Origin of the sequence: Stenotrophomonas sp. P2112, assembly GCF_041897515.1 — a bacterium.
Classification (GTDB): Bacteria; Pseudomonadota; Gammaproteobacteria; order Xanthomonadales; family Xanthomonadaceae; genus Stenotrophomonas; species Stenotrophomonas sepilia.
In genome coordinates, this window is record NZ_CP169216.1 from 439,175 (window position 1) to 453,868 (window position 14,694).

Annotated in this window: 14 protein-coding genes and 1 pseudogene; 10 read left to right on the forward strand and 5 right to left on the reverse strand. The window is 59.0% G+C overall.

Annotated elements, in window-relative coordinates; genetic code table 11:
• Positions 1 to 61: 61 nt before the first annotated feature.
• The gene (locus ACEPA4_RS02065) at positions 62 to 1,690 is read right to left on the reverse strand and encodes a TIGR04141 family sporadically distributed protein (RefSeq protein WP_374082960.1); all 1,629 of its coding nucleotides are present in this window, start codon (positions 1,688 to 1,690) and stop codon (positions 62 to 64) included.
• 551 nt (positions 1,691 to 2,241) lie between these two features.
• Here ACEPA4_RS02065 and ACEPA4_RS02070 point away from each other — a divergent pair.
• Positions 2,242 to 3,144, forward strand: a complete 903-nt coding sequence (locus tag ACEPA4_RS02070; protein ID WP_099479134.1) for an HNH endonuclease — start codon at positions 2,242 to 2,244, stop codon at positions 3,142 to 3,144.
• A 134-nt stretch (positions 3,145 to 3,278) separates the two neighbouring features.
• On the opposite strand, the gene ACEPA4_RS02075 is transcribed toward ACEPA4_RS02070, so the two are convergent.
• A complete protein-coding gene (locus ACEPA4_RS02075; protein ID WP_075076846.1) occupies positions 3,279 to 3,647 on the reverse strand; it encodes a hypothetical protein in 369 nt (122 codons plus the stop codon).
• A 486-nt stretch (positions 3,648 to 4,133) separates the two neighbouring features.
• Complete coding sequence (locus ACEPA4_RS02080) at positions 4,134 to 4,349, reverse strand: hypothetical protein (RefSeq protein WP_069139886.1); 216 nt, start codon at positions 4,347 to 4,349, stop codon at positions 4,134 to 4,136.
• Between the two features lie 170 nt (positions 4,350 to 4,519).
• On the opposite strand from ACEPA4_RS02080, the pseudogene ACEPA4_RS02085 reads away from it, so the two are divergent.
• From ACEPA4_RS02085 to ACEPA4_RS02125, 9 genes and pseudogenes are all read left to right on the forward strand, one after another.
• Positions 4,520 to 4,678: pseudogene (locus ACEPA4_RS02085) on the forward strand (imm11 family protein); the annotation flags it as partial.
• A 63-nt stretch (positions 4,679 to 4,741) separates the two neighbouring features.
• Entirely contained in the window at positions 4,742 to 5,035 is a 294-nt protein-coding gene (locus ACEPA4_RS02090) for a transposase (RefSeq protein WP_032954795.1), read from the forward strand.
• On the forward strand, positions 5,032 to 5,892 hold the full coding sequence (locus ACEPA4_RS02095) for an IS3 family transposase (RefSeq protein ID WP_065185370.1): 861 nt from the start codon (positions 5,032 to 5,034) through the stop codon (positions 5,890 to 5,892). The genes ACEPA4_RS02090 and ACEPA4_RS02095 overlap by 4 nt, the downstream gene beginning before the upstream one ends.
• Entirely contained in the window at positions 5,889 to 6,419 is a 531-nt protein-coding gene (locus tag ACEPA4_RS02100) for an imm11 family protein (protein WP_374083043.1), read from the forward strand. Before ACEPA4_RS02095 ends, ACEPA4_RS02100 begins: the two co-directional genes overlap by 4 nt.
• Before the next feature lie 98 nt (positions 6,420 to 6,517).
• Positions 6,518 to 7,159, forward strand: a complete 642-nt coding sequence (locus ACEPA4_RS02105; protein ID WP_164193627.1) for a DUF1629 domain-containing protein — start codon at positions 6,518 to 6,520, stop codon at positions 7,157 to 7,159.
• Between the two features lie 87 nt (positions 7,160 to 7,246).
• Positions 7,247 to 7,891, forward strand: a complete 645-nt coding sequence (locus ACEPA4_RS02110; protein WP_374082961.1) for an imm11 family protein — start codon at positions 7,247 to 7,249, stop codon at positions 7,889 to 7,891.
• A gap of 375 nt (positions 7,892 to 8,266) precedes the next feature.
• Complete coding sequence (locus tag ACEPA4_RS02115; protein WP_374082962.1) at positions 8,267 to 8,899, forward strand: DUF1629 domain-containing protein; 633 nt, start codon at positions 8,267 to 8,269, stop codon at positions 8,897 to 8,899.
• 31 nt (positions 8,900 to 8,930) lie between these two features.
• Positions 8,931 to 12,278 carry an XVIPCD domain-containing protein gene (locus ACEPA4_RS02120; protein WP_374082963.1) on the forward strand — a complete coding sequence of 1,116 codons (3,348 nt, stop codon included), beginning with the start codon at positions 8,931 to 8,933 and terminating at the stop codon, positions 12,276 to 12,278.
• Between the two features lie 73 nt (positions 12,279 to 12,351).
• Positions 12,352 to 12,960, forward strand: a complete 609-nt coding sequence (locus ACEPA4_RS02125; protein ID WP_146257822.1) for a hypothetical protein — start codon at positions 12,352 to 12,354, stop codon at positions 12,958 to 12,960.
• 79 nt (positions 12,961 to 13,039) lie between these two features.
• Here the strand turns inward: ACEPA4_RS02125 and ACEPA4_RS02130 are convergent, their stop codons facing one another.
• Together ACEPA4_RS02130 and ACEPA4_RS02135 are read right to left on the reverse strand one after the other, a co-directional pair.
• A complete protein-coding gene (locus ACEPA4_RS02130) occupies positions 13,040 to 13,633 on the reverse strand; it encodes a hypothetical protein (protein WP_374082964.1) in 594 nt (197 codons plus the stop codon).
• Positions 13,634 to 13,826: 193 nt separating this feature from the next.
• Positions 13,827 to 14,585: a hypothetical protein gene (locus tag ACEPA4_RS02135; RefSeq protein ID WP_260290061.1), complete on the reverse strand. Its 759-nt coding sequence runs from the start codon at positions 14,583 to 14,585 to the stop codon at positions 13,827 to 13,829.
• Positions 14,586 to 14,694 lie beyond the last annotated feature (109 nt).

Here is a 14,694-nt window from a genome sequence, read left to right on the forward strand (position 1 = left end):
GTGGCCATTAGGTCGCCCCTTTTTTATGGAAGTTAAATAAGTGATTTACCAATAAAGTATTTCACTTCTTCTTTCTGACAGCCTTTGGCCTATATTTCTTTATTTTGCTCAGGGTTGGATCTAACGGAATGTTCGTTAACTCAACGTTGAATCCTAGTGCTTCGAGGTGAGAAATGGAGTTCTTTAGAGTGACCTTGGAAAAGAAGGGTAGTTCGATGGGCAGCGCCTTGGACGTGGCTATTGCATATGTGATGGTGTAACTGCTTGGGTCAGGACGTCTGGCTGTATCCGTCAGTGCGATATGGCTTGGCAGTTTTGCATTCAGTCTTCTGCGGAAATCTTCGTCTTTCAGGAATATCTCTGCGGCCACTGCGCCTTGCGAAAAAAGATGGCTAAGTGTCGCGGATGATCTGTAGTACTTGACATGCACAAAATTACTGCTTCCAACTATTAGGTCGCAAAACTCAATTTTGTCGTATGGGCCGCCTGTTTTTACATTCTTCTTATCCATCAGGTGTATGTTTGTAGTGCTCTTGGCTACTTGCGAGTTGTATTCGCCCTCGTTGGCGTACGAGTATGGTGGAAGGAAGGTCTGGGATATTTTTGCGTTAGATAGTCGTCTGTCTATCTCGGCAATGAAGTCCGCTTCTATCTTGAACCATGACCCATTCCTAATTATGAATCTGTCGTTTCCATCCGCTATTTCTGCGTGGATGCATCTGTAGGCCGGCCAGCTTTGAGTTGACCGATAGTTGGCATCGTTGATATGAACGGTAATGTTCTTCATCGCATCAAGGCTGAATTTCACTGACTTTGAGTCTAGATACTCGCGAAGATCGGAAATGCATAAGATCTGATGGCGTGGTGTGCTTTGGTACATGTCAAAGGAGTACCCAGAGTTCGATTCCCAATTGACAATTTCGGGCTCCCCAAGCCAGACATTGGTGCCTCCTGCTTTTGATATTTCGTCATCAAGAAGAAGGTCAAGAATTCTAATTGTGTCCGGGTCTCGTACCTTTGCGATGTTATCTATCCACGCGTAGGCGCTCGGCAGGGGGGAGTTAAATAGCTCGATCGCCTTGGAAAGTATTCCTGGGATTCCATTAAGGTCTGTTTCGACCATGAGCGTAAGAGCGTCTCGGCCTGTGATGTGTGTGCCGAGTAGTGGGACTTTGCAGGCTCCAGTAACTGCATAAACCAAATCGGATTCAGTGTTAGCTTGAAGATCGAATATATCTACTTCAAGGGAGCTTTGTGTCCTAGAGTTGAGCGGATTGTCGTCATAGCTGGCTTTGTCGAGGCTTCTGAGTTTTTCCGGGTCAACTGCGTTCAATGTTACGCGTAATCCGAAATCTCTCTCAGTGAGCTCCCCATTAATTAGGTGAAATCCTGAGCCAAAAGAGATAAGGAATTTTTTCCCATCCAAGTTGGCGTAGAGGGCGGCGCCAACGTTGCTACTTTTCCCGAATTCAACCGTTGGAGCATCAGGATGCTCCGTAAATATACGTGTCCAAAGAGGTGGATGCGCTGGCGCCTCCCTTTTCACATAGAGAAGCGCCTCAAGACCTGGAATGTTGAAGACGTACTTTCGCCCAACCAGTTCCAGCTTTACGCATTCGTCCGGGCTGTAGTGACCATCCTTAACTAAATAAATTGAGAGCTTTTCCTTGCGTTCAGTCGTGTTCGCCAAATGTCATCCCCCTGAATGAAATGGCACGAAAGCGCTGCTGAAGTCTTGCTGATTTAACTCTTATTTCCGGCTGTGTCAATGATTCTAAGTGGGTCCTGGCGACCCTTTCCTAAAACCTGTGAGGAAGGACATGTGGACGTCGGAACGCCAACTAGCAGAATCGGCCGAAGCGCTGCTTCTGCACCGCCGGCAGCGAGATGTCCCCGATCCATTCAATTCCAGTGCTACAAGAGGGATGGTCAGAGCCGAGCACGCAGTTTCGGTTGTGCAGATCGATCTTTACATGTCGCGCCGTAACTCGAGTGTGAGAAGAGCAGCATGCTATTCGTGAGCCTCAAGAGCCGCGAGAACGATATGAACTGCACAAACGAAAGTGGAGCACGGATGTAGTTGTAGGGCATCTCGCGCCATCAAGGAGAAGGAGAGCTGCCAGCGCATTCCCTGCATCTCGCTGTATTCGGTGAAAGCGTGCTGATTGCGACATAGGAAGGTACTATCCCGTCTCGAAGGCCAATAGGCCGCATCAATTGGATGAGACGGGGGAAGCGGGGATGGCGTACTGGTGGGTGAACCAAAAGCAGACGTTTGATCGGGCGGTTAAGGCTGGCTACTTGTGGTCGCCGAAGACCAATGTGGAAGGGAAGACAAATCCCTTCTATGAGCACATGACCCAGGTGCGTCCAGGTGATGTGGTCTTTGCTTTTGCCAATGCTCAAATCAAGGCTGTCGCGATCGTCAATGGGGCGCACTATGCGAAAGATCGCCCTGATGACTTCAAAAAGACGGACAACGAATGGCGCAGGGACGGCTGGGCCGTTCCGGTGGACTATCACCTGGTGGAATCGCCGCTAAAGGTGAGCGGGCATATGGCGAAGATTCGGCCGCGTCTTCCGATGAAGTACTCGCCGCTGAAGCCGGATGGCAAGGCTAACCAGGCCTACCTGTTCCCAGTGCCGCCGGAAATGGCTACTGAGCTTTTGTCGCTGCTCAATGTTGACGTTGACGACCTGAGCGCTTGGCAAGAGGAGGTGCGAGTCAAGGAGATCAAGGAAGACAAAAATATTGGGGAGACAGTGAAGGCCCAGCTGATCAACGCCAGAGTTGGACAGGGAATCTACCGTAAGAACGTGAGCGACATCGAAAAGGTCTGCCGCGTTACCGGCACGAGTGAGCCCAAGTTTCTCATCGCTAGCCACATTAAGCCCTGGGCGAAGAGCACCAACTCTGAGCGCCTTGATGGAAGCAATGGGCTGATGTTGGCGCCCCATATCGATCGGCTATTCGACCGTGGATACATCTCTTTTGAAGATGACGGCCGGCTAATTCTGAGCAAGCAGTTGCCGGAGGCAGTGCGCTTGAGGTGGGATGTGGTGCAGAAGATTCCAAGCGTTCCGTTCTCGGTGGCGCAGGTCTCGTACCTGAATTACCATCGGGCCGTACTGCTGCGTAAGTAGGAAATAATCACCGGAGGTAGGCATCTCCGAATCGGGGATGCCTTGTGGAATCCGCAAGGGTGCTTCCAACCGACGTCAGCCGATAGCACGTGGACGACCAGCAGCTACGTGACACATGGCCAGATCCAACTGGGCTATTCCCGCACGTGCAACCGCTCAGCCACCTGCGCAGTCAACGCCACACACGCCATCTTCAACCCTTCCATCACCCGATCCCCCAGGTACTCCTCGGGCGCGCCGTTCTGCCGAGTCCGCTCAGCAGCGAGCATCAACTCCGCCACCACGCGCAAGCCGGCCAACGCGCAATCCGCATCCGCCAGCTGAAGACAACGCCCAGGCAGTTGATGCCGTTCCGGCCAAGGCTGGCCATCCGCAGCTGCACCAGATCCGATGCGGCGCAGCGTGGCGACGAAGGCGTTGGGATCGACGGACGGTTCGCGCTCGGGTTCGGCGTTGTCCGGATCGTACTGCGCGTGCAGGGAACGGAAGTCCGATGTGTTCATGGCAATGCTCCGTACAGGACAGACAGCAGCGCCACCGATAAAAGTGGCGGACGATGCGAGGCTCGAAAACCGGTCAACAACCAATCCGGCGGGTCCGAAGACCCCCACGCACCGCCCGCCATGGACCGCGAACGGATTGCCAGCCGGCGTCACACGAACGTGACGCCGGCTGGCAAGCGCAAACACATGGTTGTTGACCGGGTTTTCGACGCCCGTGCCACCCTGTGTGAGGTGGCATGCCAAGGTGTACTCGCATGGTTGCGAGATGCCAAGAAACCGTAGGCCGCAGAGACCGCAAATGCTGACGCTTACGGCATTGTTGCATGGCGCGCGCGTGGCAGAACCCTTGCGGTGCAGTGGTTTCGGCCGGTGTTAAGTTACCGCCCGAATGCGCATTGAAAAGCACGGTTTGCAGCCGTTCGAGATCCCAAAAGCGACACGTAGCCCACAGGGCCCATTCGCGCAGCGTGCCGATTGCGACACAACTTAACTTTGCAGCGCCACCCCCGGCCGAGGCCACAGCGCATCGTCGCGCTCCAGGTCGTAGTCGCTGCCGAACGCCAGTGCTGCTTCGCGTGGAGGAAGGTCCGCGTAGCAACTCAGCAGGTACTCATCCATGCCGGCATCGCGATGGTCGATGGCGAACAGGTGGAGAAGTTCCTTGTCGAACGCTTCCAGCCATGTGGGGTCGATCTTGGTCATGTCATCCTCCAGAGGGGAAAGGGAGGATGGCTGGAGCGCGTCTCAAGACGTGGGACGCATGCTTGACCAGGTTCGGAATCTCGCAGTGATCTGATTGCACCAGGCGCAAGGTCGGGGTAGAACGGGGCAGACTCGCTACGGCGCATCATAGCTAAAGGAGGCGAAAGAGCATGGAAGCATTGAAGTCGAACCAGCCTGTTCCTGGCGAGTTCTTCCTCCTGATGCCTGATACCACGCGTGGGGGAAAGGGGCACGGCGTCGTGTTCGAGAACGCGAAGCGGCTGCGCATCCCGCCGCGCCTGATCCTGCGACCAGAAGAAGGGGGATTTTGATCTGGCCCCCCGTCAGCGGACGCCAAGAAGCGATACTTTGATCGCACTTGGAGGTCCCTTATGTCCCGTATCACCCGTCGTAGCTATACCGATGAGTTCAAGCACCAAGCCGTGGAGTTGGCCGAGTCGCTCGGGCCTGCCGCAGCAGCCCGTCAGCTGGAGATGTCGGTCAAGACGCTGGCAAATTGGCTTGACGCGGTCCGTGCTGGCCGGTCTCTGACCTCTGAGGCTCGCAGGCCAACCACCGACCTGGAAAGCGAGATCAGCCGCCTTCGGGCCGAGAACGCCAATCTGAAGATGGAGCGGGAAATCCTAAAAAAAGCGGCGGCGTTCTTTGCCAGAGAGTCCAAGTGAGGTACGCCTTCGTCGCCAGTCAAAGGACTCACTACCCGACCAGGTTGTTGTGTCGGGTTCTTGGGGTTTCTGTCTCTGGATTCCATGATTACCTGCGTCGGCAATGTGCCCAAGCGTGCGATGCCGATTCGGCCCTGCGTACCGAGCTTCGGGCCATTCATGTGACCAGCAAGCGCAGTTATGGGCGACGTCGGCTGGTCAGGGCCTTACGAGCCAGGAATCATCCAGTCGGCCACAAGCGCGTGGCACGGTTAATGGCCGAGGAGCGAATCCAGGGCAAGACCAAAGGCCGATTCCGACCCAAGTCCTCCGGCGGCTCATCTCAGCTCGCCCCCAACCTGCTGGATCGGCAATTTGCCCCCGGAACCGGACCGACGGCGTGGGTCGGGGATATCACGTATGTCCCCACCCGCCAGGGATGGCTGCATCTGGCCGTGGTCATCAGCGTCCAGACCCGGCAGGTGCTGGGCTACAGCGTTTCCAAGCGTCTGACTGAAGAGCTGGTGGTGAAAGCATTTGCCAATGCCTGGGCTCTGCATCCACAACGACCCGGCCTGATCTTCCATTCAGATCGTGGTGGGCAGTACTGGGGGAACGAGTTTCGCCAGCTGCTGCAGTCCCATGACGTGGTCCAAAGCATGAGCCGGCCTGGCAATTGCTGGGACAACGCGGTGGCCGAGAGCTTCTTTGCGACGCTCAAGACAGAAGAGGCTGCCGAGCCTTACGCCAGTAGGGAACAAGCCAGCCAGTGCATCGCTGCTTACATCCACGGCTTCTACAATCCAGCCCGGCTACACTCGGCGCTGGGCTACCACTCGCCTAACAACTACGCCCGGCAGCTCCGGGCTGCCGCCTGAAACGGCTTCATGGCGTCCGTTTTCAGGGGGCCAGATCATTTCCCCCCATGGCGGAGAAGCCGCTGCTGGTCTACTCGGCAAAGAAGGGGAGCCTCCCAGAGGATCTGGAGGGGGGCATGAGCGGCTACTGGATGGTATCCGAACGATTACGCGACGCTCTTGTCTCTGTAGATCCAGTTGGCTTCGAGTTTGTAGAGTGTGACTACCGCCTTGCCGATGGATCCAAGGGCCCGCGGTACTTCCTATGCGATGTAACCCGTGAGCTCGATGCGGTGGACGAAGAAACCTCGGAACTTCGGATCATCGCTGACGCAGGCTATCGAGGTGGGAAGTTCTACGACCTAAGGGGCGGAGCCAGTCTGGCGTTCCGCAAGCAGGTCATCGGCCACGCCAGAATATTCCGGACGCCTTACTCGGGAAACCTCGTCTTCTGCGACAGAGAGCTCCGCGACGCTGTGTGGAACGCTGGAATCGGTGGGCCGCGCGTATCCCGGGGCCTCTGGTTCACCGACGCGGCCAGCATCTGAGTCAGAGCTCTGAGGATCGGACCCTTGGGCGCCTTCTGGATTCGCTTCAACTGCTTACGAGCGAATTCGATTCACATTCACATGGTGAGATGACAAGCATGGGATCAACCTCCACCCATCGGCCGCGCAAGGGCGAGTTCTTCAAGCTACGACCGGATGCTACCCGTAGAGGAAAGGGTCACGGGGTGGTCTTTGAAAACGAGGACGCGTTGCTTGCGACTCCCAGACTGATCCTGTTGCCCGAAGCCCGTGGCGTCCCCCCACTGCGTGAAGTCGCGCGCTTGGTCTATCAGGAGCGGCAGGGCGTCCCTCCACAGGATCTGGAAGGCGGGTTGAGCGGCTATTGGCTGGTCTCCGAGCGATTGCGCCAGGTCATGGAAGAGATAGACCCTGACGCGTTCGTTTTCGCTGATACCGACTATCGCTTGGAAGACGGTTCAAAGGGACCAACCTACTTCCTTTGCGACGTGGTCCGTACGCTGGACGCCTTGGATGAAGAAGCGTCCCAGCTCAACATCGTGATCAGCGATGAGTACGAGGCAGGGAAATATTACCGCCTGACCGGTGATATCCGGTTGGCGTTCAAACGCGAAGTGCTGGGTTCGGCTCACGTGTTCAGATTGCCGTTCCATGGCGGGGTATTCTGCGACCGAACGTTCAAAGATGCGGTGGAAGCTGCCGGCATCGTCACGGCCAAGAGATCCAACGGGCTCTGGTTTGAAGATGTGGTGAACTGCTGAGTCGGTCCCACCGGCGCTAACCTCGCGACCTATGCTGCAAGTGTGCGGAGTGCGGTACATGCCTAAAATTGGGAGAGAAACAAGCACATGCCCTCGTCAAAACGTAATCAGCCTGTGCCTGGTGAATTCTATCTGCTGATGCCCGACACGACTCGAAGGGGAAGAGGGCATGGCGTTGAGATCGAGAATGAGGACGCACTGCTGACGCCTCCCAGGCTGATCATCCGCCCCGAAGAAGGCGGCTTTCCTCATCTGTCGCAGAGACCGCGTCTGGTGCTCGATCCAGAGCTGGGGGATCCACCGCAGGACCTCGAAGGAGGAATGAGTGGCTACTGGTTGGTATCAGAGCGCCTCAAGATGGCCTTCACCGAAATAGATCCCGTCGCCTTTGAGTTCGTGGAGTGTGATTACGTGCTTCCGGACGGCACAGAGGGCCCAACGTACCACCTGTGCGAGGTTGCTCGCGAGCTGGATGCGGTCGATGAGGAAGCATCGAAGTTCCGGGTCATCGTCGATGAGGGCTATCCGGGCGGGAAGTTCTACGACCTTCGTGGCGGAGCAAGCTTGGCATTCAAGAGGGACGTAATCGGGGACAGTCATGTCTTCAGGAGCCCGTACTCCGGCGATCTTGTCTACTGCGATCGCGTGTTCCGGGATGCCATACGCGCTGCGGGAATTGGAAGCGAGTGTGAAACGCGTGGCCTGAGGTTCAAGGACGCGGCCAATGTCTGACATGGCGCGCGTCAGTCCAAGCATAATCCGCATGTCAAAATTGAAGATGGCTGCGGCGCGTCTCATGGAACGGGATCGGTAGTCGAACTTAAGATGGATTTCACTTTTTGTGCGATTTCTTGCCGGTGCAGAACGGGCTAAAAAACAGCCATGCCTATTCAGTACTTGAGTTGAAGGCAGGGCGGTAAGAGGCAGGCCGCATCGGGACTTCAGAGCGCCCAGAGGAATTGGAGAGCAGCAGTAGTGCGCTATGTCGGCGGAGAGGACTCCAGGCTGTGAGCGCTCGGGCATGACTCGAGGAGGGCATGGAAGGTTGGCACCCTCTGATAAGCTCTTGGCACGCTTATTTAGATTGATTCTGAGGTGAGGCAAACAATGACTTCGAATCTGCCAAAGAAGGGCGAGTTCTTCGAGTTGCGCCCAGATGCCCGACGGCGCGGCAAAGGGCATGGCGTCGTTTTTGAGAACGAGTCTTCCCTGAAGACCCCTCCAAATTTCCTCTTGCGTCCCGATCAGGGGGGCTTCCCGCCTCTGCGCGAGACACCGCGTCTAGTGTATTACCCAAGTGAGGGGTGGCCACCGGAGGATCTTGAAGCTGGAATGAGCGGCTATTGGCTCGTTTCCGGGCGTCTCCGCGAGGTGATGGCGGCCGTGGACCCAGGTGCTTTTGCCTTCAGGGAGACTGACTATCGACTCGCTGATGGAGCAACGGGTGGCCCCTATTTCCTTTGCGATGTCATCAGAACCATTGATGCCTTGGATGAGGCAGCATCCCAGCTGAAGATCATCGTGAGTGACGACTATGAAGAGGGGAAATACTACGATCTGACTGGCGACGTCCGCTTGGCGTTCAAGCGGGAGGTCATCGGCGATGCTCACGTATTCCGGCTCCCTTACTACGAAGGTGTCTTCTGCGACCGCACTTTCAAGGAGGCGGTCGAAGCCGCGGGACTGATCGCCAGCGGTACGTCCAACGGTCTGTGGTTCTATGACGCGGTGAACTGCTGAGACCAGGCGATGCTTGAGTCAGGGAGGATTTGTGGCTGGACATTCCACTCATTTGCAGGACCATCACGCGATTGAGCAGCAGACGCTGAGGCACAGCCCATTGCTCGCAAAGCTGCAGGAGGCCGGGCGATTCAATATTCACGCCCAAGAGAACCGGCTATTCCTCCCCGCAAACCCTGCCTATGCAGATGCGATGGGCATTACGCCTCACAGTGGCGGACCGTTGGGTGAATACCAGAACGGAATGATTCGGCGCTTGAACGAGATTCAGAGAACGCGAGACGGTAAGGCCGCGCTGCTGAATGACTCTGACGCCCTCGATAGAGTGATGGCACGTGTAGAAGCATTGCGAGACACCGTCAAGGTCGGGTTGATCAACGGCGATCTCAACACGAATACTCCGCTGGGAAGCACGCCTGCGATCACGAACAAACGAATCCGGGATTTTTTTGACGGAGTTCCTGAGTACCACCAAAGGCATATCGCTCAGATCCAAGCCTTGAAAGGTTTCACCGGGGTCGACCTTGGCTGGGTGGCTGTCACTCATTCCGAAAGTGGTATCGTGACTACGCTCAATAGAATCGAGTATGACGCCAAGCCACTGACTCGCGGTGGAAACATTGAGTTGCAGCGAAGCGGCCTGTCGCTTGCCATTTCCAATGCCCACCACGGTGGCCGAGTTGTTCTGACAGAGCCGGGTATCCAGACGGTCGAGCGCGTGCTCGGCGAGGAGGCCGGGCATCGCATTCGCAGCCCGCGCTCGCAGCAAGGCGGTGCGACATTGGACCTCCTCCTCGGCGAAGCCTCCACCAGCCAACTGATCCGCTCCGGTGGCCTGCTTGCCTCCGGCGCCGACGCCGTCATCACCGCCCGCCGCACCTCGCGGTTGCTGGAAGAGGGCAACGGCACCGCCGCCCAGTCCGAGCTCACCCATGCCCTGGCGCGCAACGGCGGTGGCTGGGTCGGTGGCATGGCCACGGCGTCGGTGATCGGAACGTCCAGCTTCGTCCCTGCGGCCATCGTCGCGGGCGATGCGCTGCTGATGAGCAAGGCATTCGACAGGGGCGCCGATCTGCTCGACAACCGCGCCGTCTACCGGCAGACCGACAAGGCCGGCGTCACGTGGCAGTTCAATGGCCGCAATTGGGACCGTCAGGCGGTCATGGACAGCGCGGGCGACGGCCTGGGCAATCCGGCTGAGCGCAGTGTGGATGCCAGTTACGAGAAGGCCCGTGAGCTGGGCGCATATGCCCATGTAAAAGCGGTAGAGCTGGCGCTGGGCAAGGCGCCGCCGCCGCAGGATCCTTTCAGCATCCCGGCGAAGGACGGCGAGGGCCGTCTGGACAATCCCAACTGGCACCGCGATGCGCAGACCGAACAGTGGACGCGGCAGGTCAAGATCGGCGTGTCCGGTGCCAACGACCGGGGTGTGTATGAGGCGCAGACCGCCAGCCCCGAACGCGCCAACGAGTTGAATCGTGAGGCGGTGCAACGCATCGAGAACAACATCGCCAACGGCAAGGCCGCGATTTCCGCCAGCTACCTGGAGACTTACGTCGCTACCCGCGCCAGCGACTTCGTGCCGCTGGTGCCGGAGGCGGTGGAGCAGGCCCGTGCCAGGCCCGACGCCATCCAGGGCTCGGACAACCAGCTCTACCAGCGCGACGAAACAGGGCAGTGGAGCCATGCGGGCCAGATCGCGCAGGGCAACATGGCACTGGAGCTGGAACTGACCCGCACCATCCAGCAGCCGTCGCTCGATCAGTTCAACCAGACCATTGCCGCATTGGACGCGCGGCCATTGCCGTCTGCGGCGGAGGTGAACCAGAACGAGCTGCGCCACAGCTACTACGCTGCGGGCGTTGCGCTGTCACCGGCGTGGGAGCAGGCCGTTGCCCTGGCCACGGCGCGCACGCGCGAGCAGCACGGCATTACGGGTCCCACGCTGCAGGAACTGGGGCCTGTAGCCGAGGGCAACGCGGGCGCGTCCCGGCCCATCACCCATTACCAAGTGGGTCAGGATGGCGTGGCGCGCGCCGTCGCGACCACCAGCACGCAGGAGCTGCAGGCCGCATGGAATGAGGTGCGCGCGCGTGCCAATGAGCAGGCGCCGTTGCCCGACTCGCCCGAGCTGCGCATTGCAGCGCTGTCGGCGGGTGAGCAGGAGGCGTACCGGCAGGCACTGCAGGAGGCAAATCGGCTGGGTGCTGCGCAGGTAGATGCAGGACAGGCTGCACGAGCAGCCGCGCAGGTGGCACATGGTGACAAGCCATCTGAGCAGGGCGGAAATGCGGAAGTCCGGGATGAGGAGCCGGCCACTGCGCAGCCCGTCGTTTCTGCGGCAGTTGCGGCAGCGCCGCCAGCGATAGCGGTCACGCCACAGCCTACGCCTGCCCCTCAGGACAAGCCCGCGCCTCAGCGGCACGCCGAGCAGCGTGATCCGCCGCGGCGTGAGGCGGAGCCCCAACCTCAGCCCCATCCAAACAGCGAGGCGCCCACCGAAAACCGTACCGCCTCACAGACGCCGGAGCCCGCTGGGCCGATGCAGGCACACCCGGCCGCACCTGAGCGCGCGATGCCACATGTCGCCGCGACTCTGGATGCGGCAACGCAGATGATGCCCACGCAGCGCACAGAGCAGGCAGCGGAACCGGAGAAGATGGCCCCGATGCCTGCGGTTGCTCCCACTCCAAAGCAGTACATGGCAGTGCAGGAGGTCGAGCCGGTGCCGTTCAAGGAGCCGCTGCCTGCTGAGCCTGTGCGCGATCCATGGCCTTTGGAGCAGGAAGCGGCACAACACGTGCCAGAGCCCGAACCGGTTCCGTTGGACGACCTCCAGCCAACCGCTGCGGCTGTCCCTGTTCCTGCCGAGCCTACGACAGCTCCACGCCCTGAGCCGGCCGCACTCGCACCGAATGAGGCATCAGCCCCGAACCGGGCGCTAGAAGACCCCACGCAGCCTGGCCATCCCGATCACGCGCTGTATCAGCAGATCCGCGAGGGCGTGGAAGCGCTGGACGCCAAGCACGGCCGCAGCTTCGATGAAGTCAGCGAACGCATGACCGTCAGCCTTCTGGTGCTGGCCAAGGACAACGACTTGGAACGGGTGGACCATGTGCTGGTGAGCAACGCCACGCGTGAACACCCGGCTGGGCACACGCTGTTCGTGGTGCAGGGTGAGCCAAGCAATCCGGCGCATCAGCGCGCTGCGATGCCGACCGAGCTGGCGGCGCAGACATCGGTGGAGGAATCACTGCAGCAGTTCGATGCAGTCAGCCGTGAAGCGCACCAGCGTGCGCTTGCCAATCAAATGGACCAGCAGCTGGAAGACCAGCGGGTGCAGCACGACATACAGATTCGTGCGGCGAGCGGGGGATGAGTAGGGCATGCACTGCACTGGCGACCTGGACGGAGGACTGAAGATGACGCCACATGGAATGCGCCGGATATGCATGCTCGCAGCACTACTCGTTCTTCTGGCTACCGCGTGCCGGCCCGATGCGGCTCGCGACGAAGGCTCGATAGCAGAGGCCCATCGTCCGGATCTGGTGCCGCTTGTGCGAGCCATGCCCACCTCGTCAATGGATGCACCATTGACGGTCGAGTTCGATGTGGCTGCTCCCAGCAAAAATTCCTCTCCAACGCTCATGATCGGCATTCGCGTTGACCGCACGGATAACACCGCGGCTTTTGGGGCACTGGCCGATGTTCGGGCGTCCGGGTTCCAGGCGAAGGTTTCCATGCAGCGCCTGGAATCGAGTGGATGGAAGGACGTGCCCTTGCACCGGCTGGAATGGGTCATTGGAGAACCTGCCAGAACAATTCCCATCCCCGCCGATGGTCGAGTGACAAATGCGTGGCTGGACGATGTTGACGTGCTGGCGCTGCAGAATGCTGGGCTGGAACGACCCGATGATAACTATGCACAGCTGGCCTTCGCATGGGCACGCAATCCGTCGCCGGGCCGATACCGGGTTGAAGTGCAACTGCACTCCCCTCTGCCACAGCTTGAGCCGTACCACCCGGAACTCCTGGTTGCTTACTTGCGCAGGCCCAAGTAAGGCAGCCTCGCCACCGCCGGTACGCTGAGTGTCACGGGTAAGTCAGCTCGGCATTCTGCCAATAGAGGGGGGATCGTATTCATCTGTCTCCCCATCCGAACTGGACCGCGTAGACGCAGGTTCTCGCTGTATCACCTTCATCGGAACGATAGGTCAACAGGCTGGTATCCATACCCTGGTTACCACCGGTGATGGGGCGCCGGTACTGCCTGATGCCCCCTCTCTGAAATGGCACTTCTGCTCCGGTTCTGTATCCGAGGGCTTCGAGGGCTCGTCCGGCACTTTCGGCTTCCCAGTAGCACACGCCATTCGGAGCATCTGTCACTGGCTGCTTGCCCAGCTGATAGAAGATCACCTCTTGGTTGGGGAACTCACGTGCCGACTCAACCGATAGAGAAGTAACCCCATAGTTATAGCCGTCCGTTGTTGTCAGGTCCTTCGCGATGTGCCTGATGCTGACCTTTTCGTCTGGCACGAGTGACACACCGATCGCCGTGCCGAACTTGTCCGGACTGATGTCCGCTCTTGATCTGAGCGAATCCGCGTAGGCGAGAATCCGTTTTTGCAGCTCGGCCATGGAGATGCCGGCAGGCTGCGTATCTGCGGCAGCGGCACGTTCATTGACGGCAGACGTATCCGGCGATCGCGCACATGCAGACGTCAGCGTGAGCATGGCTGACAGTCCGAAAAGAGCACCAATGTGAGCTGCCCGCGGCATAGCTCGACGTAGCTGCGGCCGAAGTAATCTGGTCATGATGGCGGAGAGCAAAGCCGAAGCCTCCTTCGTTGTGATGCCCATCGGTGAGTCCCTGACGGTGTTGAAGGTACTGTGCGACCCGAATGAAGAGCGCCCGGACCTCCATCGTTCACGGCTGAACGCGATATCGTTCCAGAAGATCATGAACGCTGGTTTCCAGGCGCTGCCAGTCGCTCAGCATGACGCGTGCATAGTTCATCTCGATGGCGATGCTGTCGCCCACGTCCACGATGGAATGGCGGCACATTGCGATCTGGCCTTCGCCAGCGCGTTCAAGTGTCTTTCCCTGAACTACAAGTCCGTCAGGAATGCGGTCTGCCGGGTCGCAGCTGATGAACGTTGTCAGTTGGCCCTCCGCCGAGCGGGCCACATACCAGTCTGGTTCCATTCCTGGGTTGTGCACGTAAGGCCTGCCCAGAGCAGCCTCCGAGTCCTTTGCATAGGCTGCCATCAACGATGGGTCGATCGCATACGGCGTCAGACCCCAGCGTTCGGGTTGTGCAACGCGCAGCGCGAGGTTCTCTACCGGGTCCCTTCGCTCCAGTGATCCCGGCGCGCTGCTGGCTTCACTGCTGGACCGACGTGCCAGATAGTTCTGGATGGGAACGCGATCGATGTACCTAAGCTCGACCAGCACCTGCCGCCGGCTGTCCTGCGAGCTGCGAACCGGGCGATCACCGGGAGGCGCTGCATCGAAATCCGGCCAGAACACCGTGAGCATGACGCCCCCATCGGCCAGGGGGCCCGTCTGGTTGTAGTAGAGGTTGGCCGGGAACATGAAGCGGCGCGGGCCCACTCGTGCCTCTACGGGCTCCGTTGTATAGGTATGTCCACCCACCGTACGGGGGCTGGTTGCGGCTTCGGACATGGGGGGGTCGTTCGGGCCCGTTTCCGTGGATGGGGCTTTCGCGCAGGCGCTGGTGCTGAGCACGGTCACCAGGGCGAAGTAGGCAAGCCGGCAAGCCGGTGCTCTGCTC